Below are 16,252 nucleotides of genomic sequence, written 5' to 3'. Positions count from 1 at the left end.
TCCCGACCAACAAGCCGACCCAGCGCAAGGACTTCCAGGACCAGATCTTCAAGACCACCAAGGAGCGCTACGACGCCGTGGTGCGCGATATCCGCGAGTGCTTCGAGCGCGGGCAGCCGGTGCTGGTGTTAGTTCGGGACGCGCGTGCCATGCTCGTCGGCATCGCGTTCATCGAGTTGGGGCGCGTCGGCGTCGGCCTGGTCGGCGGACTCGCCGCCAGCTTCGGCGGCTTCGGGCGCTTCGGCGGCTTCGGGCGCTTCGGCGCCTTCGGCAGCGTCGGTGGCCTCGGCAGCGCCGGCGGCATCCTCGGACCCCGCCGCCGCGGCCATCGCCGGGGCTTCGGCGGAGTCATCGGCATCGGCCTGTGGCTGCCCCTCGCCGGACATCTCAGGGGACCCTTCCCCGGTGGCCACGCCGGCCGCGGCTACATCTTCGGCGAGCGCCACATCCTGGGGCGCCTCATCGGCGGCATCGGCTGCATCAGCTGAATCAACTGCATCGGCACCATGCAGCCCTTCGCTCCCATCGGCCGTAGGAACCGCAGCGGCGTCGATGCCATCGGCCTGCGCCACGCCTTCCGGCGCCGCGGCAAATGCCTCTTCGTCGACGCCGGCCGCGGTGGCGACCTCTTCGAAATCGATGGCGCCCTGCTTCAGCAGCGCCTCCTGGACCTGCGCCTGCGGATCCTCCAGCGGCGGCAGTTCGTCCAGCGTACGCAGCCCGAGGTCGTCGAGGAAGGTCTTGGTGGTCGCGTACAGCGCGGGCTTGCCGGGTACGTCGCGATGGCCGATGACCTCGATCCAGCTGCGGTCCTCGAGCTTCTTGATCACTTCGGTGCTGACCGTGACCCCGCGGATTTCCTCGATATCGCCGCGCGTCACCGGCTGGCGATAGGCGATGATGGCCAGCGTCTCCATCACCGCGCGCGAGTATTTCGGCGGCTTTTCCGGATTGAGCCGGTCCAGGTATTCGCGCATCGCCGGACGGCTCTGAAAGCGCCAGCCGCTTGCCAGCGCCACCAGCTCGACACCGCGCGGCTCCCAGTCCTTGCGCAACTCCTCCAGCAGAACACGGATCGTGTCGGCGCCGACGTCGTCGGCGAACAAGCGGCGCAGATCGGCGACGCGCAGCGGCTCCTGCGCGCAGATCAGCGCCGTCTCGAGGACGATTTTCGCCTCTTGGGTATTCATGTTGTGGTGTGCGGCCTGTCTTTGCATCTGCGTCCGTGACACCCGGACGCGCTGGAGATTGGTCGATTCAGCGGCGCGCGTTCCGCTTCAGGGACGCCTGCCGCCATTCATCGCGCTGCCGACCGGGATGCTTGCCGCATCGGGTCCGCGCGCTTCTCATCGGTGCATCGATTGCCGGTCCGGTCCGGCAGAAGATCGTCCGCCCGTCTCCCGATATCGGTCGGCGGAAGGACCAGCGCGTCGCGCCGTCTCCCCTGTTGCGGCCGACACGCCCGGGCGGTCGTGACCGTCCGGATTGCGAGACAACTTGGTCATGGCCTGGCGTGCAGCCTGTCGGGCCCCTCGCTGCCACGCCGCTGGCCGGTATTCTTGGCCGATGTCGACACCGGATGTTCTAGCCGGACAGTGCGGGGAGGGAGATGGGTATGGAAACCCATGAGTGCCGTGACAGACGCCTGGAACAAGCGCGACCGGGCGACCACGACACCTGCGCGAAAGCGGCCCGGTCGCCGTGGCTTCCCGCGATTGTATGGCATTCCCGCGCCGGCCTGCAACCGCGGGCTTGGGACGCAGGGGCCGGCCCGCCATCAGAGGGTCAGGCAGAAGCCGTGCGCGGCCAGCGTTTCGGGCAGCATCGCGGCGCGCGCGAGACCGGCCGCGCCGAACAGCGCCACCGCCGCGCCGACCCCACGGCGCACCCACGCGCGGCGCGCGAGCACGCGCAGGCCGGCCGACAGGCTCGACAGCATCAGCAGATTGGGCAGCGTACCGAGACCGAAGGCCAGCATCACCAGCGCGCCCGACGCCGCGCTGCCGGCCAGCAAGGCCAGCGCGAGCGCGGCGTAGACCATGCCGCAGGGAACCAGTCCCCACGCAAGTCCGGCGGCATAGCGGCGCAGCAGACGCCGGCTGGTGCCGTGCGGAACCGGCCCCGCGTCCTGCCGCGCGATGGTCCTTCCGCCCCAACGCGCCCAGGCTGCCGCCAGACGCCGCGCCACGGCGTTCACACCCGGCGCCTTCCCCACCAGTTGCGCGCCGCCCAGCGTCCATAGTCCGGCAAGCAGCAGGCTGGTGCTGCCGGCCGCGAACAGCGCGCGCTGCACGGGCAGATACTGCGTCTTCCACGCGGTCGCGCCCACCGCGCCGAGCAAGGCGCCGAGCATTGCGTACGCACTCAGGCGCCCGGCATGCAGCACCAGCAGTTCGCGGACCCACGCCGCGCGGCTGCGGTACAACGACACCGGCGCGGCCCGCCGCGCGTCGTCGCCTTCGAGCACCAGCGCGATGCCGCCGCACATCGCCGCACAGTGGACACCGCCCAACAGCGCCAGCAGAAACACGCTTGCCAGTACGCCGATTGCCATCTCACGCTCCCCTCGACGGGGAGCAGCACGGTAGAATGCCCGCACGCTTGACGCCCATCGCGATGCCGATGGCAACTCCCTCCTTTCGCGCGGATTCCAATTGCTGAACGCCATCCCCCTCAACGACCAATCGACCCGCTGCTCCACCTGCTCGCTGGGGCAGCTGTGCCTGCCGATCGGCATGTCGGCGCAGGACGTCGAAAAGATGGACACGCTGGTGCAGGAACGCGTGCGCGTGCGCAAGGGCGAATCGCTCTATCGCCTCGGCGATCCCCTCGACGCGGTCTATGCGATCCGCTTCGGCACGCTGAAGACCCACGTGACGATGGAAGACGGCCGCGCGCAGATCACGGGCTTTCATCTGCCGGGCGAAGTGGTCGGCTTCGATGGGCTGACCGAGATGCGGCATGCGTCGGACGCGACCGCGCTCGAAGACACCGAGGTCTGCGTAGTGCGCTACAACGAGATCCAGACGCTGTCGGCCTCGTTGCCGTCGCTGCAGCACCAGTTCATGCGGCTGATGAGCCGAGAGATCACGCAGGACCAGATGATGCTGATCACGCTGGGCTCGATGCGCGCCGAGGAGCGGCTGGCGGGCTTTCTGATCAGCCTGTCCGAGCGCCTGTCGGCACGCGGCTATTCGCCGTCCGAGTTCGTGCTGCGCATGAGCCGCGAAGAAATCGGCAGCTATCTGGGCCTGAAGCTCGAGACCGTCAGCCGCCTGTTCTCGCGCTTCGCCGAAGCCGGGCTGATCCAGATCCGCCAGCGCCACGTCAAGCTGGTCGACATGGACGGCATCCGCCAGCTGCTGGGAAAGACGGCCTGCTGAAGCCCGCGCGGCGATGGCGCTGGCGGCCGCCATCGCCCACATTGCCCGCTTTGCCCCCATTGCCCGCTTTGCCCCCATTGCCCGCTTTGCCCCCATTGCCCGCTTTGCCCCCATTGCCCGCTTTGCCCCCGTTGCCGGCTTTGCCCCCATTGCGCGCTTCGCTCGCATCGCCCGCTTCGCCATCGCCCTACTCCAGTTCGTCCGCCGCCGACATCGGCGACGACATCGGCGCCAGGATCGACGCCGGCAGCATGCAGAGCGTCAGCGCGCTGGACAGCGCGCACACCGCCCACGCGACGGCGAAGCCGATCGTATAGACCGCGCCGTGCGACAGCTCGAGCGGCCGTCCGAAGACCCGCAGCTCGCGCGGATCGATCAGCGAGAACACCAGCACGAAGGCCACGGCCGCGCCGACGAAGGCGGGCCACAGCACCCACATCAGCCAGCGCGCCTTCATGGCCGCGCCACCGCGTGGGAAGTCACTGCGTCGCGCGCGTGCCGCGTGGCGACCGCCGCTGCGGCCGTCGTTGCGGCCTCCGTTGCAGCCTCCGTTGCGGCCGCCGTTGCAGCCTCCGTTGCGGCCTCCATTGCGGCCTCCGTTGCGGCCTCCGTTGCAGCCGCGGTTGCAGGGACCATTGCAGCCGCCACCGCAGCTGCCGGCGTCACCGCCCCGCCGGCGTCGCCGCCTGCCGGATCACCAGCCCCTGACGCACCACGCCGTCGACGATGGGCCGATCCGCGTGCTGCATCGCGACCCAGATCGTCACCGCGCAGCCCATCATCGCCAGCGCCGGGCCGCTGATCAGCAGCCACGGCCACGGTTCCTTCCACCACGGTTTGCATTGGGACATGTCGATGCCTCGTCAAGGTTGGTCGGGAATGATGAAACGGGTGGACTGCCGCACCTGCACGCCACTGGTGTCCGTGCCCGTACCCGTGCCCGCGCCGGCTTCGGCCCGCGCGCCGCTGACCACGATGTCGACCACATGGGTGCCCGACGCCGCCTGCTCCAGCGGCACGCGCAGCCGCAGCGGCAGCAGCCGGTTGGAGGTCGGCGCCAGATGGCCGGCGCCGCGCTCGTACTCGACCGACAGTCCCGGCAATCCCGGACTTTCCGCCGCGATGGCGATGTCCATCTCGCCTTCGGTGGTGTTGATCAGCTGCAGCCGGTAGACGTTTTCGATCCAGCGCCCTTCCACTTCGCGCGCCAGCGCCTGGCGGTCGCGGATGATGTCCACCTTCAGCGGCGTGCGCACCGCCACCGACCAGACGAAGCCGCCGACCAGCGCCAGCCACAGCACCGCATACAGCACGATGCGCGGGCGGATCACGCGGCGGCGCGCGTTTGCCGCCGACAACGCGCGCCGCATCGCGTTCTCGGACGTATAGCGGATCAGCCCGCGCGGATAGCGCATCTTGTCCATGACCTGATTGCAGGCATCGATGCACGCGCCGCAGCCGATGCACTCGTACTGGAGCCCGTCGCGGATGTCGATGCCGGTCGGGCAGACCTGCACGCAGATGCTGCAGTCCACGCAGTCGCCGATGCCCAGCGCGCGCGGGTCGGCCTTGCGCGAGCGCGAGCCGCGCGGCTCGCCGCGCTGCGCGTCATAGGTCACCACATAGGTGTCCTTATCGACCATCACGCTCTGGAACCGCGCATAGGGGCACATGTACTTGCAGACCTGCTCGCGCATGAAGCCGGCATTGCCCCAGGTGGCGAACGCGTAGAAGCCGATCCAGAACGTCTCCCACGGCCCGGTCGACAGAGTCAGCACCGCCCTGCCCAGCGCATCGATCGGCGAGAAGTAGCCGACGAAGGTGAAGCCGGTCCACAGCGCGATCGCGATCCACAGCAGATGCTTGGTGGCCTTGACGCGCAGCTTGCGCGCGGTCCAGCGCTCGCCGTCGAGCCGGATGCGCGCGATGCGGTCGCCCTCGACCTGGCGCTCGATCCACAGGAAGATCTCGGTATAGACGGTCTGCGGACAGGCATAGCCGCAGAACAGCCGTCCGGCGATCGCGGTGAACAGGAACAGCGACAGCGCCGAGATCAACAGCAGCACGGCCAGGTAGATCACGTCCTGCGGCCACAGCACCAGGCCGAACAGATAGAACTTGCGCGCGCCCAGATCGAACAGCACCGCCTGGCGGCCGTTCCATTGCAGCCACGGCGTGCCGTAGAACACCAGCTGCGTGGCCAGCACCATCGCGACGCGCCAGCTGGCGAACGCGCCGGTGACGGCGCGCGGATAGATCTTGCGCCGGACCTCGTACAGCGAGGCCTCGGTCGAATCGATGCCGGGGGCGTTCATGGCTGTCCTCGCAGTGGCCGCATGGCTAACCCGTTGCCGCAAGCGATGTCCATCACCGCCCCGCGGCCGGCATCGTGCCGCTGTCGGCGGACAAGCCCCACACATAGGCGGTCAGCATGCGGATGCGCTCGGGGCTCAGGATGTCCTCGTGCGCGGGCATCCGGTTGTCGTGGCCCTGCAGGATCGCCTTGACGATATTGGCCTCGGCGCTGCCGTGCAGCCAGATCTTGTCGGTCAGGTTGGGTGCGCCCAGCGCCTGGTTGCCCTTGCCCGTGCCGCCGTGGCAGGCGACGCAGGTCGTCTTGAAGACCGGCTCGCCGCGAGCCGCGCGGATCGGGTTGAAGGCGAGCCCCGACAGCGAGCGCACGTATTGCGCGACATCGCCCGCGGCCTTCTCGTCGATGACGGCGGCGAACGACGGCATCACGCCATGCCGGCCCTTGGCGATGCTCTGCATGATGGTGGCGGGGTCGCCGCCATGGAGCCAGTCGCGGTCGGTCAGGTCGGGAAAGCCGCGGCTGCCGCGCGCGTCCGACCCATGGCACTGCGCGCAGTAGTTCAGGAACAGCCGCTGGCCGATCTCGCGCGCCTCGGGATCGGCGGCCACCTGTTCGATCTTCAGGTCCATGTACTTGCCGTACACCGCCTGCTGGCCACGCAGCGCGGCCTGCCGCTGCGCCGCCAGCTCGCCCTGGCTGGTGAAGCCCAGCATGCCGCCGTACGCGCCCAGGCCCGGATACAGCACCAGATAGCCGAGCGCGAACACGCAGCTCAGCAGGAACATCCACATCCACCAGCGCGGAAGCGGGTTGTTCAGCTCGCGCAGATCGTCGTCCCAGACGTGGCCGGTGTCCTGCGCCGCCGCGCCGGTGTCGGCGCCGCCCGCCGTGCCGGCCGCGCCCGAAGTGGCCGCGCCCGAAGTGGCAGCGCCCGAGGCGGCCGCGCCCTTGGCCACGCGCGTCTGCGAGAACAGCAGCCAGACGCACCAGACGATGCCGCCCAGCGCAATGGCGGCGATGTAGTAGCCCCAGAAATCGGAAATAAAGTCGCTCATGACATCAATGTCCCTGCTCGATGGCGTGCGGACGCGCGGCGTCGCGCGGCACGTCCTTGCGTTCCCCCATGGGCTCGCCGCCGCATGCCTCGTCGGGGAGCGCGAACGGCAGCCAGGCGGCTTCGCGATTGGCATGGCGCCGCCCGCCGGACCACGCCCAGCAGACGATGCCGATAAAGACGACGAGGAAGATCAGCGTGGAAAACGCGGTCAGGGTCGCCATGGTCATTGGCTCCCGCTTGGCGCGCCCGCTGCCGTGGCGGGGTCTGCGCCGCCGTCGGCACCGCCGTCCGCGCTACCGTCTGTACTGCTGCCTGCGCTGCTGCCCGCACTACCGTCTACGCGGCGGTCCACGCCCGCGACCTCGATGCCGACGGTGCGGCGATTGGTGCCGAGGCCCTGCAGATATGCCACCAGCGCGTCCTCTTCGGTCCTGCCCTTCAGCGCGTCGGGCGCCGCCTCGATGTCGGCGTCGCTGTACGGCACGCCGAGCGTGCGCAGCGTCCGCATGCGCTGGCGGATGTCGTCGGTCGGCAGCACGGTCTTCGCCAGCCACGGATAGGAAGGCATCACCGACTCGGGCACGACATCGCGCGGATTGCGCAGATGGATGCGTTGCCAGTCGTCCGAGTAGCGGCCGCCCACGCGCGCCAGGTCCGGGCCGGTACGCTTGGAGCCCCACAGGAAGGGATGGTCGTAGACCGATTCGCCGGCGGTCGAGTAAGGGCCGTAGCGCTCGACCTCGGCCTGCAGCGTGCGCACCTGCTGCGAATGGCAGCCGACGCAGCCCTCGCGGATATAGATGTCGCGCCCCATCAGCCGCAGCGGCGAGTAAGGGACGATGCCCGGATCGGGCTGCGTGGTCGAATGCTGGAAGAACAGCGGCAGGATCTGCACGAAGCCGGCGATGCTGACCACCACGATGGTGCAGACGATCAGCCAGCCGATGTTCTTCTCCAGCGTCTCGTGCGAAAAGAAGCGTCGTTGTTGGGACATGATGGAATCCGGATGGCGTTCAGGCGGCGGGAGCGGTGGCGGCGGTGCCGGCGGAGGCCGCAACGGCGGTCCCGACGGTGGCCCCCGCCGGAATCACGGGATCGAAGGCGCGGCGGCCCGCGATGGTGCGCGCCACGTTCCACGCCATCACCAGCATGCCGGCGAGGAAGCACAGGCCGCCCAGCAGACGGATCAGGTAGAACGGATATTTGGCCTTGACCGCTTCGACGAACGCGTAGGTCAGCGTGCCGTCGGGCTGCGTGGCGCGCCACATGAGCCCTTCCATCACGCCGGCGATCCACATCGAGGCGATATAGAGCACCACGCCGATGGTCGCGATCCAGAAGTGCCATTCGATCAGGCGCGTGCTGTACATCCGCTGCTGGCCGAACAGGCGCGGCACCAGGTAGTACAGCGAGCCGATCGTGATCATCGCGACCCAACCCAGCGCGCCCGAATGCACGTGGCCGATGGTCCAGTCGGTGTAGTGCGACAGCGCGTTGACCGTCTTGATCGACATCATCGACCCCTCGAAGGTCGCCATGCCGTAGAAGGACAGCGCCACCACCAGGAACTTCAGGATCGGATCGGTGCGCAGCTTGTGCCAGGCGCCCGACATCGTCATGATCCCGTTGATCATGCCGCCCCACGACGGGGCCAGCAGGATCAGCGAGAACACCATGCCGAGCGACTGCGCCCAGTCCGGCAGCGCGGTGTACTGCAGGTGGTGAGGGCCGGCCCACATATAGGTGAAGTTCAGCGCCCAGAAATGGACGATCGACAGCCGGTACGAATAGATCGGGCGCTCGGCCTGCTTCGGAATGAAGTAGTACATCATGCCGAGGAAGCTGGTGGTCAGGAAGAAGCCGACCGCGTTATGGCCGTACCACCACTGCACCATCGCGTCCTGCACGCCGGCATAGGCGGAGTACGACTTCCACAGCGACGCCGGCAGCTCGATGTTGTTGACGATATGCAGGATCGCGATCGTCAGGATGTAGGCGCCGAAGAACCAGTTGGCCACGTAGATATGGCGGGTCTTGCGGCGGGCGATGGTGCCGAAGAACACGATCGCATAGGCCACCCATACCGCCGCGATCAGCAGATCGATCGGCCATTCCAGTTCTGCGTATTCCTTCGACGTCGTGATGCCCAGCGGCAGCGTGATCGCCGCGGCGACGATCACGATCTGCCAGCCCCAGAAGGTGAAGGCCGCCAGCGGCGCGGCAAACAGCCGCGCCTGGCAGGTCCGCTGCACCACGTAGTACGAGGTGGCGAACAGCGCGCTGCCGCCGAAGGCGAAGATCACCGCATTGGTATGCAGCGGGCGCAGCCGTCCGAACGACAGCCACGGCGTATCGAAATTGAGTTCAGGCCAGATCAGTTGCGCGGCGAGCAGCACGCCGACCGCCATGCCGACGATCCCCCAGACCACGGTCATGACGGCGAATTGCCTCACGACGTGATAGTTGAAGGTGTCGGCGGCGCGCGCGGGCGTGGCCGTGCCGGTCAGGCCGGCGGCGGTGACATCCATTCGGACCCCCAAGGATGGATATGGAACAGGAAAGAAGAAAGCGATGAAGGCAATGTAGAGGGGGTCGGGCGGCGCGCCCTTGATCCGGATCAAGCGCCGTGCAGATGCATGGCGCCCCGGGGAACCTCAGTGGGGAAGATCGCAACGGCCCGGCTGCCGCGCGGCGCCCGCCTTCGCATCGGGGCGGTCGTTGTCGAGCAGGATCGCCTGCCCCGGCCGCTCGAGATCGTCGTATTGCCCGGCGCGCAGCGCCCACCGCAGCGCCGCGGCGATCAGCGCGACCAGCGCGAGGCTCATCGGCACCAGCAGGAACAGCGTGTCCATCGCTAGCGCACCTTCGGCACGCGCAGCAGGCGCCAGGCATTGGCGACCACCAGCAGCGAGGACAGCGACATGCCGATCCCGGCCATCCAGGCGTTGACATGGCCGCTGGCGGCCAGCGGAATGGCCACCATGTTGTAGGCGAAGGCCCAGGCCAGGTTCTGCCGGATCACCGCACGCGCGCGGCGCGCGATGGCCAGCGCGGTGGCGACGTCGGCGATGCCGTCGTGGGTCAGCACCGCATCGGCGCCGACCTGCGCGAGCGGCGCGCCGCTGGCGAGCGCGATCGACACCTGCGCCTGCGCCAGCACCGGCCCGTCGTTGATGCCGTCGCCGATCGCAAGTACCACCGCGCCATCGCGCTGCAAGGCGGCCACGTAGTCGCGCTTGCCCTCGGGACTGATGCGCCCTTGCGCGGCTTCGATGCCGAAATGGCGGGCCCACCAGCGCACCGTCGGCTGGCTGTCGCCCGAAACCAGATGGCAGCGCAGTCCGAGCGCGCGCAGGCGCGCCAGCAGTTCGGCCGCCTGCGCGCGCTCGCTGTCCGACAGCACGAAGACGGCGAGCAGTCCGCCTTCGTCGCCCAGCCACACCGGCGAGGCGCCGTCGTGCAGATGGTGGCGCAGCGCATCGAGGGCCGCCTCGTTGCCGGCGGGACCTGACGGAACCAGCGCCGGCGTCTCCGGCGCGGGCGGCACCAGCGCGGGGGGAACCAGCGTGGACGGAACCAGCGCGGACGGAACCAGCGCCGGCGGCATCAACGCCTCGACGAAGTCGCGCCGCCCTACGCGTATCGGACGGCCGTCGAGCAGCGCCTCCACGCCCTGCCCCGGGCGATTGCGCAGTTGCGTCGGCAGTGGTTCGAAGTTCAGGCCGCCGGCGGTGAAACCAGAGACACCGCCAGGGCTCGCCGCGCGCTCCGCCGCAGCCACCAGCGCCCGCGCCGCCGGATGCTCGCCGCCGCGGCACAGCGCACCGGCCAGCGCCAGGCACTCGGCCTGCGCCAGCTTGCCGAGCGCGATCACGTTGGCGACCGCAAACCGCCCCTGGGTCAGCGTGCCGGTCTTGTCCAGCACGACATCGGTGACACCGGCGAGCGTTTCCAGCGCATGGCCGCGCGTCAGCAGCACGCCGCGCCGCGACAGCGCCGCGCCGGCCGCCGCCAGCGCCGCGGGCGTCGCCAGCGACAGCGCGCAGGGGCAGCTGACCACCAGCACCGCGACGGTCACCATCAGCGCGCGCTCCGGCACGATGGTCCACCACAGCAGGCCCACGGCCGCCGCAATCAGCAGCAGCGCGGCGACGAACCACGCCGCCACGCGATCGGCGATCACCGCGAGCCGCGGCTTGTCGGCCAGCGCGCGTTCGAGCAGCGCGACGATCTCGGCCAGGCGCGTGCCCGCCCCGATCCGCCGCACCGCGATCACCAGCGGACTGCTGGCGTTGTAGCAGCCCGCCAGCACCGGCTGGCCCGGTCCACGCGGCACCGGCCGGCTTTCGCCGCTCAGCATCGACTCGTCCAGATCGCTGCTGCCCTCGAGGATCTCGCCGTCGGCCGGCACGATCTCGCCGGCGCGCACGCGCACGCGGTCGCCCGGCGCCAGCCGCGCGACCGGCACGCGCCGCACCGTGCCGTCAGGGAACAATTGCTCGCAGGTGGCCGGCAACTGCCGCGCCAGCATCTCCGCGCCGCTGCGCGAGGCCTGGCGCACGCGCAATTCGAGATAGCGCGCCAGCAGCAGCAAGGCGACGAACATCGTGACGGAGTCGTAGTAGACCTCGCCAGTGCCGCGCACGGTGGCAAGCAGGCTGGCGCCGAACGCGGCCGCCAGCCCCAGCGCGACCGGCACGTCCATGCCGACATGGCGCTGGCGCAGGCTGCGCCACGCACCCGCAAAGATCGGCGCCGCGCTGTAGACGATCACCGGCAGCGTCAGCGCCAGGCTGGCCCATTGCAGCAGGCGCAGATGCGTGGCCGCGATGGTGCCTTCATGCGTATAGACCGGCCACGCGTACATCATCACCTGCATCATGCCGAGCATGGCCACCGCCAGCCGCATCAGCAGGCCCTGCCTTGCCGCGCTGTCCTGCCGGTCCGCCGCGGAGAACTCGAACGGCCAGGCCGTGTACCCAATATCGGCGAGCGCGCCCAGCAGAGCGGCCACGGTCAGCGCGCGGCCGCGCCAGCGCACCAGCACGCGGCGCGTGGCCAGATTGACGACCGCGGTCTCGACGCCGGGCAGTTGCGCGAGCTTCTGCTCGATCAGCCAGGCACAGGCGGCGCAGCGGATATTGTCGGGCGCCAGCGTGATTTCGAATCGTTCCTGCGGCCGCGCTTCCGCCGCGCCGTCGAGCCGCCGCACGAAACGCGCGCGCAGCTCCTCGGTGTCGTAGGCCTGCCAGACCGGCTCGAGCCGGCCCCGTGCCGCCGCGTCCAGCGGCCGGCCGAAGCGGAACTCGCCGCCATAGAGATGGGCGAAGCCGGCCTGGTCCAGCGCCTGCGCCAGCGCCAGGCAGCCGGCGCAACAGAAGGCGCGCGGCATGCCGCCGACCTCCGCGCGCAGCGCGTCCCGCGCGGCGCCGGTCGGCAGTCCGCAATGGAAACAGCAGGCGGCGTCGGTCGGGCCGTCCGCCGCGGCGTGCGCCGATGTGGCGGACGCCGATGGTTCGGCGTGGGAGGAAGGGGCGAAGGCGATCGGCATCGTGGTCCTGGATGTCCGATCGATTCTAGGGATCGCGGCCGGGCGGCCATTTGATCCCGGTCAAGGCGCACGCAATCGGTACGCCGTGCAAGGCGTCGCAGCCAGGGAGCGGCTCAGGTAGGCCGGGCAGCCCACGCCGCTCTGGCCGCCATGGCCGCTGTGGCCGCTGTGGGCGTCATAGGGGCTCTGGCCGCACGGACCGTACGGACCCGCTCAGGCCCGCACGCCCTCCGGCCGCTCAGGCCAGTTCCGTGACGCCGGTGCGCCGCGGCGCCTCCAGATACTCGCGCGACTGCATCTCGATGATGCGCGACACCGTGCGATGGAATTCGTTGGCCATCTGGCCTTCGACATACAGCTCGTCGGGCGGCACCTCGGCCGACATCAGCAGCTTGACCTTGTGGTCGTAGAACACGTCGACCAGCCAGGTGAAGCGGCGCGCCTCCGACGACATCCGCGGCGTCATCTTCGGCACGTCCGACAGGATCACCGTGTGGAAGCGCTCGGCCAGCTCCAGATAGTCGTTCTGCGAACGCGGGCCGCCGCACAGCGTGGCGAAGTCGAACCACACCACGCCGTTGGCCTTGCGCAGGGCATGCAGCTCGCGCTTCTCGATATGCAGGATCGGCGATTCGTCGGCGATGCCGGCCAGCGCCGCGAAGGCGTCGCGCAGCGCCGCGCTGGCCTTGGCGTCCAGCGGCGTGTAATAGGCCTGTACCTGCTCCAGCGTGCGCTTGCGGTAATCGATGCCGGCATCGACGTTCAGCACGTCGAGCTTGCGCTCGAGCAGCGCGATCGCGGGCAGGATGCGGTCGCGATGCAGGCCGTCCGGATACAGCAGGTCCGGGCGGTAGTTCGACGTCATCACGAACTGCACGCCGTTCTCGAACATCTGCTCCAGCAGCCGATGCAGGATCATGGCGTCGGCGACATCGCTGACATGGAATTCATCGAAACAGATCAGCCGGTACTTGCGGGCGATCCGTTTGGCCAGCTCGTCCAGCGGATCGGGCCGGCCGCGCAGTTCCTCGAGCTGGCGATGCACCTCGCGCATGAACTCGTGGAAATGCAGGCGGGTCTTCCTGACCACCGGCACGCAGTGGTAGAAGCTGTCCATCAGGAAGGACTTGCCGCGCCCCACCCCGCCCCACAGATAGACGCCCTTGGGCACCTCCGGCCGGATCAGCAGCTTCTTCAGCGCATTGTTGCGCCGCTGCTTGTAGGCGACCCATTCGTCGTAGCACTGCTGCAGCCGCGCCACCGCGCGCAACTGCGCCTCGTCGGACCGATAGCCGCGCTGCTGCAGTTCGTGGTGGTAGTACTCGGTGACGTTCATCGGGGGGAAGGAAAGGTAACGGCGGATTCGCCGCGAAGGGCATGGCCCTCACGGCGGCGCCGCGAGGCTCCCCGCTCCCGCGAGCGGGAGCGGAGGTTGGAGAGAGAGCCGCCGGCAGCGGCCGGACCGCCAAGGCGCGGGCGAGCGCCCCGCCGGCTTCCCGTCTCTCTCCCCGACCCTCCCCCGCACGCGGGAGAGGGCAACAGCGCGCTTACATATTGAGCTGACGCTTGTCCACCGCGAGCGCGGCTTCGCGCATCACCTCGGACATCGACGGGTGCGGGTGGCACACCCGGCCGATATCCTCGCTGGCGGCCTTGAACTCCATCGCCACCACGGCTTCGGCGATCAGGTCCGACGCATTGGCCGCGACCACGTGCACGCCCAGGATCTCGTCGGTCCTGGCATCGGCCAGCATCTTGACGAAGCCGTCCGAGGCGCCCATGCCCAGCGCGCGGCCGTTGGCCACGAACGGGAACTGGCCCGACTTGTACTCGCGGCCCTCGGCCTTCAGCTGCTGCTCGGTCTTGCCGACCCAGGCGATTTCCGGGTAGGTGTAGATCACCCACGGAATGCAGTTGTAGTCGATGTGCGGCTTCTGGCCGGCGATGCGCTCGGCCACGGCCACGCCTTCGTCCTCGGCCTTGTGCGCCAGCATCGGGCCGCGCACCACGTCGCCGATCGCCCACAGGCCCGGCACCGAGGTCGCGCAGTGGTCGTCGACCGGAATGAAGCCGCGCTCGTCGGTGGCGAGGCCAACGGCGTCCAGACCCAGGTTGTCGGTGTTCGGCACGCGGCCGACCGACACGATCAGGCGATCGACTTCCAGCGTCTGCGCGTTGCCGTCCTTGTCGGTGTAGCTGACAGTGACGTTGTTGTCGCCAGTCTTCACCTCGTTGACCTTGACGCCCAGGCTGAACTTCAGGCCCTGCTTGGTCAGCAGCTTCTGCGCTTCCTTGGCGACGCCTTCGTCGGCGGCACCGAGGAACGACGGCAGCGCCTCGAGCACGGTCACGTCGGCACCGAGACGGCGCCACACCGAACCCAGCTCCAGGCCGATCACGCCCGCGCCGATCACGCCCAGCTTCTTCGGCACTTCGGCGAACTTCAGCGCGCCCTCGTTATCGTTGACCAGCTTGTTGTCGACCGCGATGCCCGGCAGATGGCGGGCCTTCGAGCCGGTGGCGATGATGACCTGCTTCGCCGTCACCGTTTCGCTGCCGGCCTTGCCGGCGATCTCGACCTGGAAGCCCTCGGCGCCCTTGCCGACGAACTTGCCATGGCCCTTGAGCAGCGTGATCTTGTTCTTGCGGAACAGGAACTCGATGCCCTTGGTCATCTTGCCGACGATGTCGTCCTTGCGCTTGAGCATCTTGGCCACGTCGACCTTGACGTCGCCGACCGTGATGCCGTGGTCGCCGAGATGGTGCTGCACGTTCTCGACTTCCTCCGACGAGGCCAGCATCGCCTTGGACGGGATGCAGCCCACGTTCAGGCAGGTGCCGCCCAGGCGCGGCTCGCCCTTCGGGTCGTCATAGGGATTGTCTTCGCAGCAGGCGACATTCATGCCCAGCTGGGCGGCGCGGATCGCGGCGATATAGCCGCCGGGGCCGGCGCCGATCACCAGCACGTCGAATTGTTTGCTCATCAGGATTCCTCGGCGTCGATTACAGGTCCAGCAGCAGGCGGGCCGGATCTTCCAGCGCTTCCTTCATCGCCACCAGGCCCAGCACGGCTTCGCGGCCGTCGATGATGCGGTGGTCGTAGGACATCGCCAGGTAGTTCATCGGACGGATCACGATCTGGCCGTCTTCGACCACGGCGCGGTCCTTGGTGGCGTGCACGCCCAGGATCGCCGATTGCGGCGGATTGATGATCGGGGTCGACAGCATCGAGCCGAACACGCCGCCGTTCGAGATCGAGAAGGTACCGCCCGACAGCTCGTCCAGCGACAGCTTGCCGTCACGGGCCTTGGCGCCGAACTCGGCGATCTTCTTCTCGATGTCGGCCAGGCTCATCTGGTCGGCGTTGCGCAGGATAGGCACCACCAGGCCGCGCGGCGAACCGACCGCGATGCCGATGTCGAAGTAGCCGTGGTAGACGATGTCGTTGCCGTCGACCGAGGCGTTGATGATCGGGTACTTCTTCAGCGCGTGCACGGCCGCCTTGACGAAGAAGGACATGAAGCCCAGCTTGACGCCGTGTTCCTTCTCGAAGCGGTCCTTGTACTTGTTGCGCAGATCCATCACCGGCTTCATGTTGACTTCGTTGAAGGTGGTGAGGATGGCATTGGTCTGTTGCGATTGCAGCAGACGCTCGGCGATACGGGCGCGCAGGCGGCTCATCGGCACGCGCTCTTCCGGACGATCGCCCAGCGCGGCGAAGTCGACCGGTGCGGAGACCTGCTGCAGGGCCGGCTTGGCGGCCGGGGCCGGGGCGGCCTTGGCGGCGGGCGCCGAACCGGCGGCGAGCACGTCGCCCTTGGTGATGCGGCCATCCTTGCCGGTGCCGGCGACCTGGCCGGCCGACAGGCCTTGCTCGGCCATCAGCTTGGCGGCCGACGGCATCGCCACGGCGCCGGCGGCGGCAGGCGCGGCAGCGGCCGGTGCGG

The 16,252-nt window shown here is 69.0% G+C and carries 15 protein-coding genes and 1 pseudogene; 2 read left to right on the top strand and 14 right to left on the bottom strand.

Going from position 1 to position 16,252, the window contains the following annotated elements; translation table 11 throughout:
* Positions 1 to 128, top strand: a pseudogene (locus tag F1599_RS26585) (preprotein translocase subunit SecA); the annotation flags it as partial.
* Here F1599_RS26585 and scpB read toward each other — a convergent pair.
* Together scpB and F1599_RS05540 are read right to left on the bottom strand one after the other, a co-directional pair.
* Positions 129 to 1,190, bottom strand: coding sequence for an SMC-Scp complex subunit ScpB (gene scpB / locus F1599_RS05545; protein ID WP_150082462.1), 1,062 nt, complete (start codon positions 1,188 to 1,190; stop codon positions 129 to 131). It lies immediately after the preceding pseudogene.
* A 587-nt stretch (positions 1,191 to 1,777) separates the two neighbouring features.
* Positions 1,778 to 2,554, bottom strand: a complete 777-nt coding sequence (locus tag F1599_RS05540; RefSeq protein WP_150082461.1) for a sulfite exporter TauE/SafE family protein — start codon at positions 2,552 to 2,554, stop codon at positions 1,778 to 1,780.
* A gap of 100 nt (positions 2,555 to 2,654) precedes the next feature.
* On the opposite strand from F1599_RS05540, the gene fnr reads away from it, so the two are divergent.
* On the top strand, positions 2,655 to 3,383 hold the full coding sequence (fnr, locus tag F1599_RS05535; RefSeq protein WP_149319116.1) for a fumarate/nitrate reduction transcriptional regulator Fnr: 729 nt from the start codon (positions 2,655 to 2,657) through the stop codon (positions 3,381 to 3,383).
* Positions 3,384 to 3,570: 187 nt separating this feature from the next.
* Here fnr and F1599_RS05530 read toward each other — a convergent pair whose 3' ends face one another.
* The 12 genes from F1599_RS05530 to odhB all read right to left on the bottom strand — a co-directional run.
* On the bottom strand, positions 3,571 to 3,840 hold the full coding sequence (locus F1599_RS05530) for a hypothetical protein (RefSeq protein WP_149319117.1): 270 nt from the start codon (positions 3,838 to 3,840) through the stop codon (positions 3,571 to 3,573).
* 205 nt (positions 3,841 to 4,045) lie between these two features.
* Positions 4,046 to 4,234: a FixH family protein gene (locus F1599_RS05525; RefSeq protein WP_150082460.1), complete on the bottom strand. Its 189-nt coding sequence runs from the start codon at positions 4,232 to 4,234 to the stop codon at positions 4,046 to 4,048.
* Between the two features lie 12 nt (positions 4,235 to 4,246).
* A complete protein-coding gene (gene ccoG, locus F1599_RS05520) occupies positions 4,247 to 5,698 on the bottom strand; it encodes a cytochrome c oxidase accessory protein CcoG (RefSeq protein ID WP_150082459.1) in 1,452 nt (483 codons plus the stop codon).
* 52 nt (positions 5,699 to 5,750) lie between these two features.
* Positions 5,751 to 6,752, bottom strand: coding sequence for a cytochrome-c oxidase, cbb3-type subunit III (gene ccoP, locus F1599_RS05515; protein WP_150082458.1), 1,002 nt, complete (start codon positions 6,750 to 6,752; stop codon positions 5,751 to 5,753).
* A 4-nt stretch (positions 6,753 to 6,756) separates the two neighbouring features.
* Positions 6,757 to 6,975: a cbb3-type cytochrome oxidase subunit 3 gene (locus F1599_RS05510; protein ID WP_150082457.1), complete on the bottom strand. Its 219-nt coding sequence runs from the start codon at positions 6,973 to 6,975 to the stop codon at positions 6,757 to 6,759.
* Positions 6,976 to 6,977: 2 nt separating this feature from the next.
* Complete coding sequence (gene ccoO, locus F1599_RS05505; RefSeq protein WP_223819489.1) at positions 6,978 to 7,748, bottom strand: cytochrome-c oxidase, cbb3-type subunit II; 771 nt, start codon at positions 7,746 to 7,748, stop codon at positions 6,978 to 6,980.
* A 19-nt stretch (positions 7,749 to 7,767) separates the two neighbouring features.
* Entirely contained in the window at positions 7,768 to 9,282 is a 1,515-nt protein-coding gene (gene ccoN, locus F1599_RS05500) for a cytochrome-c oxidase, cbb3-type subunit I (RefSeq protein ID WP_150082456.1), read from the bottom strand.
* A 126-nt stretch (positions 9,283 to 9,408) separates the two neighbouring features.
* Complete coding sequence (gene ccoS, locus F1599_RS05495; protein WP_150082455.1) at positions 9,409 to 9,606, bottom strand: cbb3-type cytochrome oxidase assembly protein CcoS; 198 nt, start codon at positions 9,604 to 9,606, stop codon at positions 9,409 to 9,411.
* Between the two features lie 2 nt (positions 9,607 to 9,608).
* A complete protein-coding gene (locus tag F1599_RS05490) occupies positions 9,609 to 12,305 on the bottom strand; it encodes a heavy metal translocating P-type ATPase (protein ID WP_150082454.1) in 2,697 nt (898 codons plus the stop codon).
* 238 nt (positions 12,306 to 12,543) lie between these two features.
* On the bottom strand, positions 12,544 to 13,641 hold the full coding sequence (zapE, locus tag F1599_RS05485; RefSeq protein WP_149319123.1) for a cell division protein ZapE: 1,098 nt from the start codon (positions 13,639 to 13,641) through the stop codon (positions 12,544 to 12,546).
* Between the two features lie 211 nt (positions 13,642 to 13,852).
* Positions 13,853 to 15,289, bottom strand: coding sequence for a dihydrolipoyl dehydrogenase (gene lpdA, locus F1599_RS05480; RefSeq protein WP_149319124.1), 1,437 nt, complete (start codon positions 15,287 to 15,289; stop codon positions 13,853 to 13,855).
* Positions 15,290 to 15,308: 19 nt separating this feature from the next.
* A partial coding sequence (odhB, locus tag F1599_RS05475; protein WP_150082453.1) for a 2-oxoglutarate dehydrogenase complex dihydrolipoyllysine-residue succinyltransferase occupies positions 15,309 to 16,252 on the bottom strand: 944 nt, incomplete at its 5' end.

It is taken from the genome of Cupriavidus cauae (genome assembly GCF_008632125.1).
Lineage (GTDB): Bacteria > Pseudomonadota > Gammaproteobacteria > Burkholderiales > Burkholderiaceae > Cupriavidus > Cupriavidus cauae.
This window is presented reverse-complemented; position numbering and strand designations above follow the sequence as displayed.

Excerpts from the sequence above, each read along its gene's own strand:
- ccoS (WP_150082455.1), bottom strand. The coding sequence starts at position 9,606 with ATGGACACGCTGTTCCTGCTGGTGCCGATGAGCCTCGCGCTGGTCGCG.
- F1599_RS05510 (WP_150082457.1), bottom strand. The coding sequence starts at position 6,975 with ATGGCGACCCTGACCGCGTTTTCCACGCTGATCTTCCTCGTCGTCTTT.
- F1599_RS05540 (WP_150082461.1), bottom strand. The coding sequence starts at position 2,554 with ATGGCAATCGGCGTACTGGCAAGCGTGTTTCTGCTGGCGCTGTTGGGC.
- ccoN (WP_150082456.1), bottom strand. The coding sequence starts at position 9,282 with ATGGATGTCACCGCCGCCGGCCTGACCGGCACGGCCACGCCCGCGCGC.
- ccoP (WP_150082458.1), bottom strand. The coding sequence starts at position 6,752 with ATGAGCGACTTTATTTCCGATTTCTGGGGCTACTACATCGCCGCCATT.
- ccoG (WP_150082459.1), bottom strand. The coding sequence starts at position 5,698 with ATGAACGCCCCCGGCATCGATTCGACCGAGGCCTCGCTGTACGAGGTC.
- F1599_RS05530 (WP_149319117.1), bottom strand. The coding sequence starts at position 3,840 with ATGAAGGCGCGCTGGCTGATGTGGGTGCTGTGGCCCGCCTTCGTCGGC.
- scpB (WP_150082462.1), bottom strand. The coding sequence starts at position 1,190 with ATGAATACCCAAGAGGCGAAAATCGTCCTCGAGACGGCGCTGATCTGC.
- zapE (WP_149319123.1), bottom strand. The coding sequence starts at position 13,641 with ATGAACGTCACCGAGTACTACCACCACGAACTGCAGCAGCGCGGCTAT.
- F1599_RS05525 (WP_150082460.1), bottom strand. The coding sequence starts at position 4,234 with ATGTCCCAATGCAAACCGTGGTGGAAGGAACCGTGGCCGTGGCTGCTG.
- ccoO (WP_223819489.1), bottom strand. The coding sequence starts at position 7,748 with ATGTCCCAACAACGACGCTTCTTTTCGCACGAGACGCTGGAGAAGAAC.
- lpdA (WP_149319124.1), bottom strand. The coding sequence starts at position 15,289 with ATGAGCAAACAATTCGACGTGCTGGTGATCGGCGCCGGCCCCGGCGGC.
- F1599_RS05490 (WP_150082454.1), bottom strand. The coding sequence starts at position 12,305 with ATGCCGATCGCCTTCGCCCCTTCCTCCCACGCCGAACCATCGGCGTCC.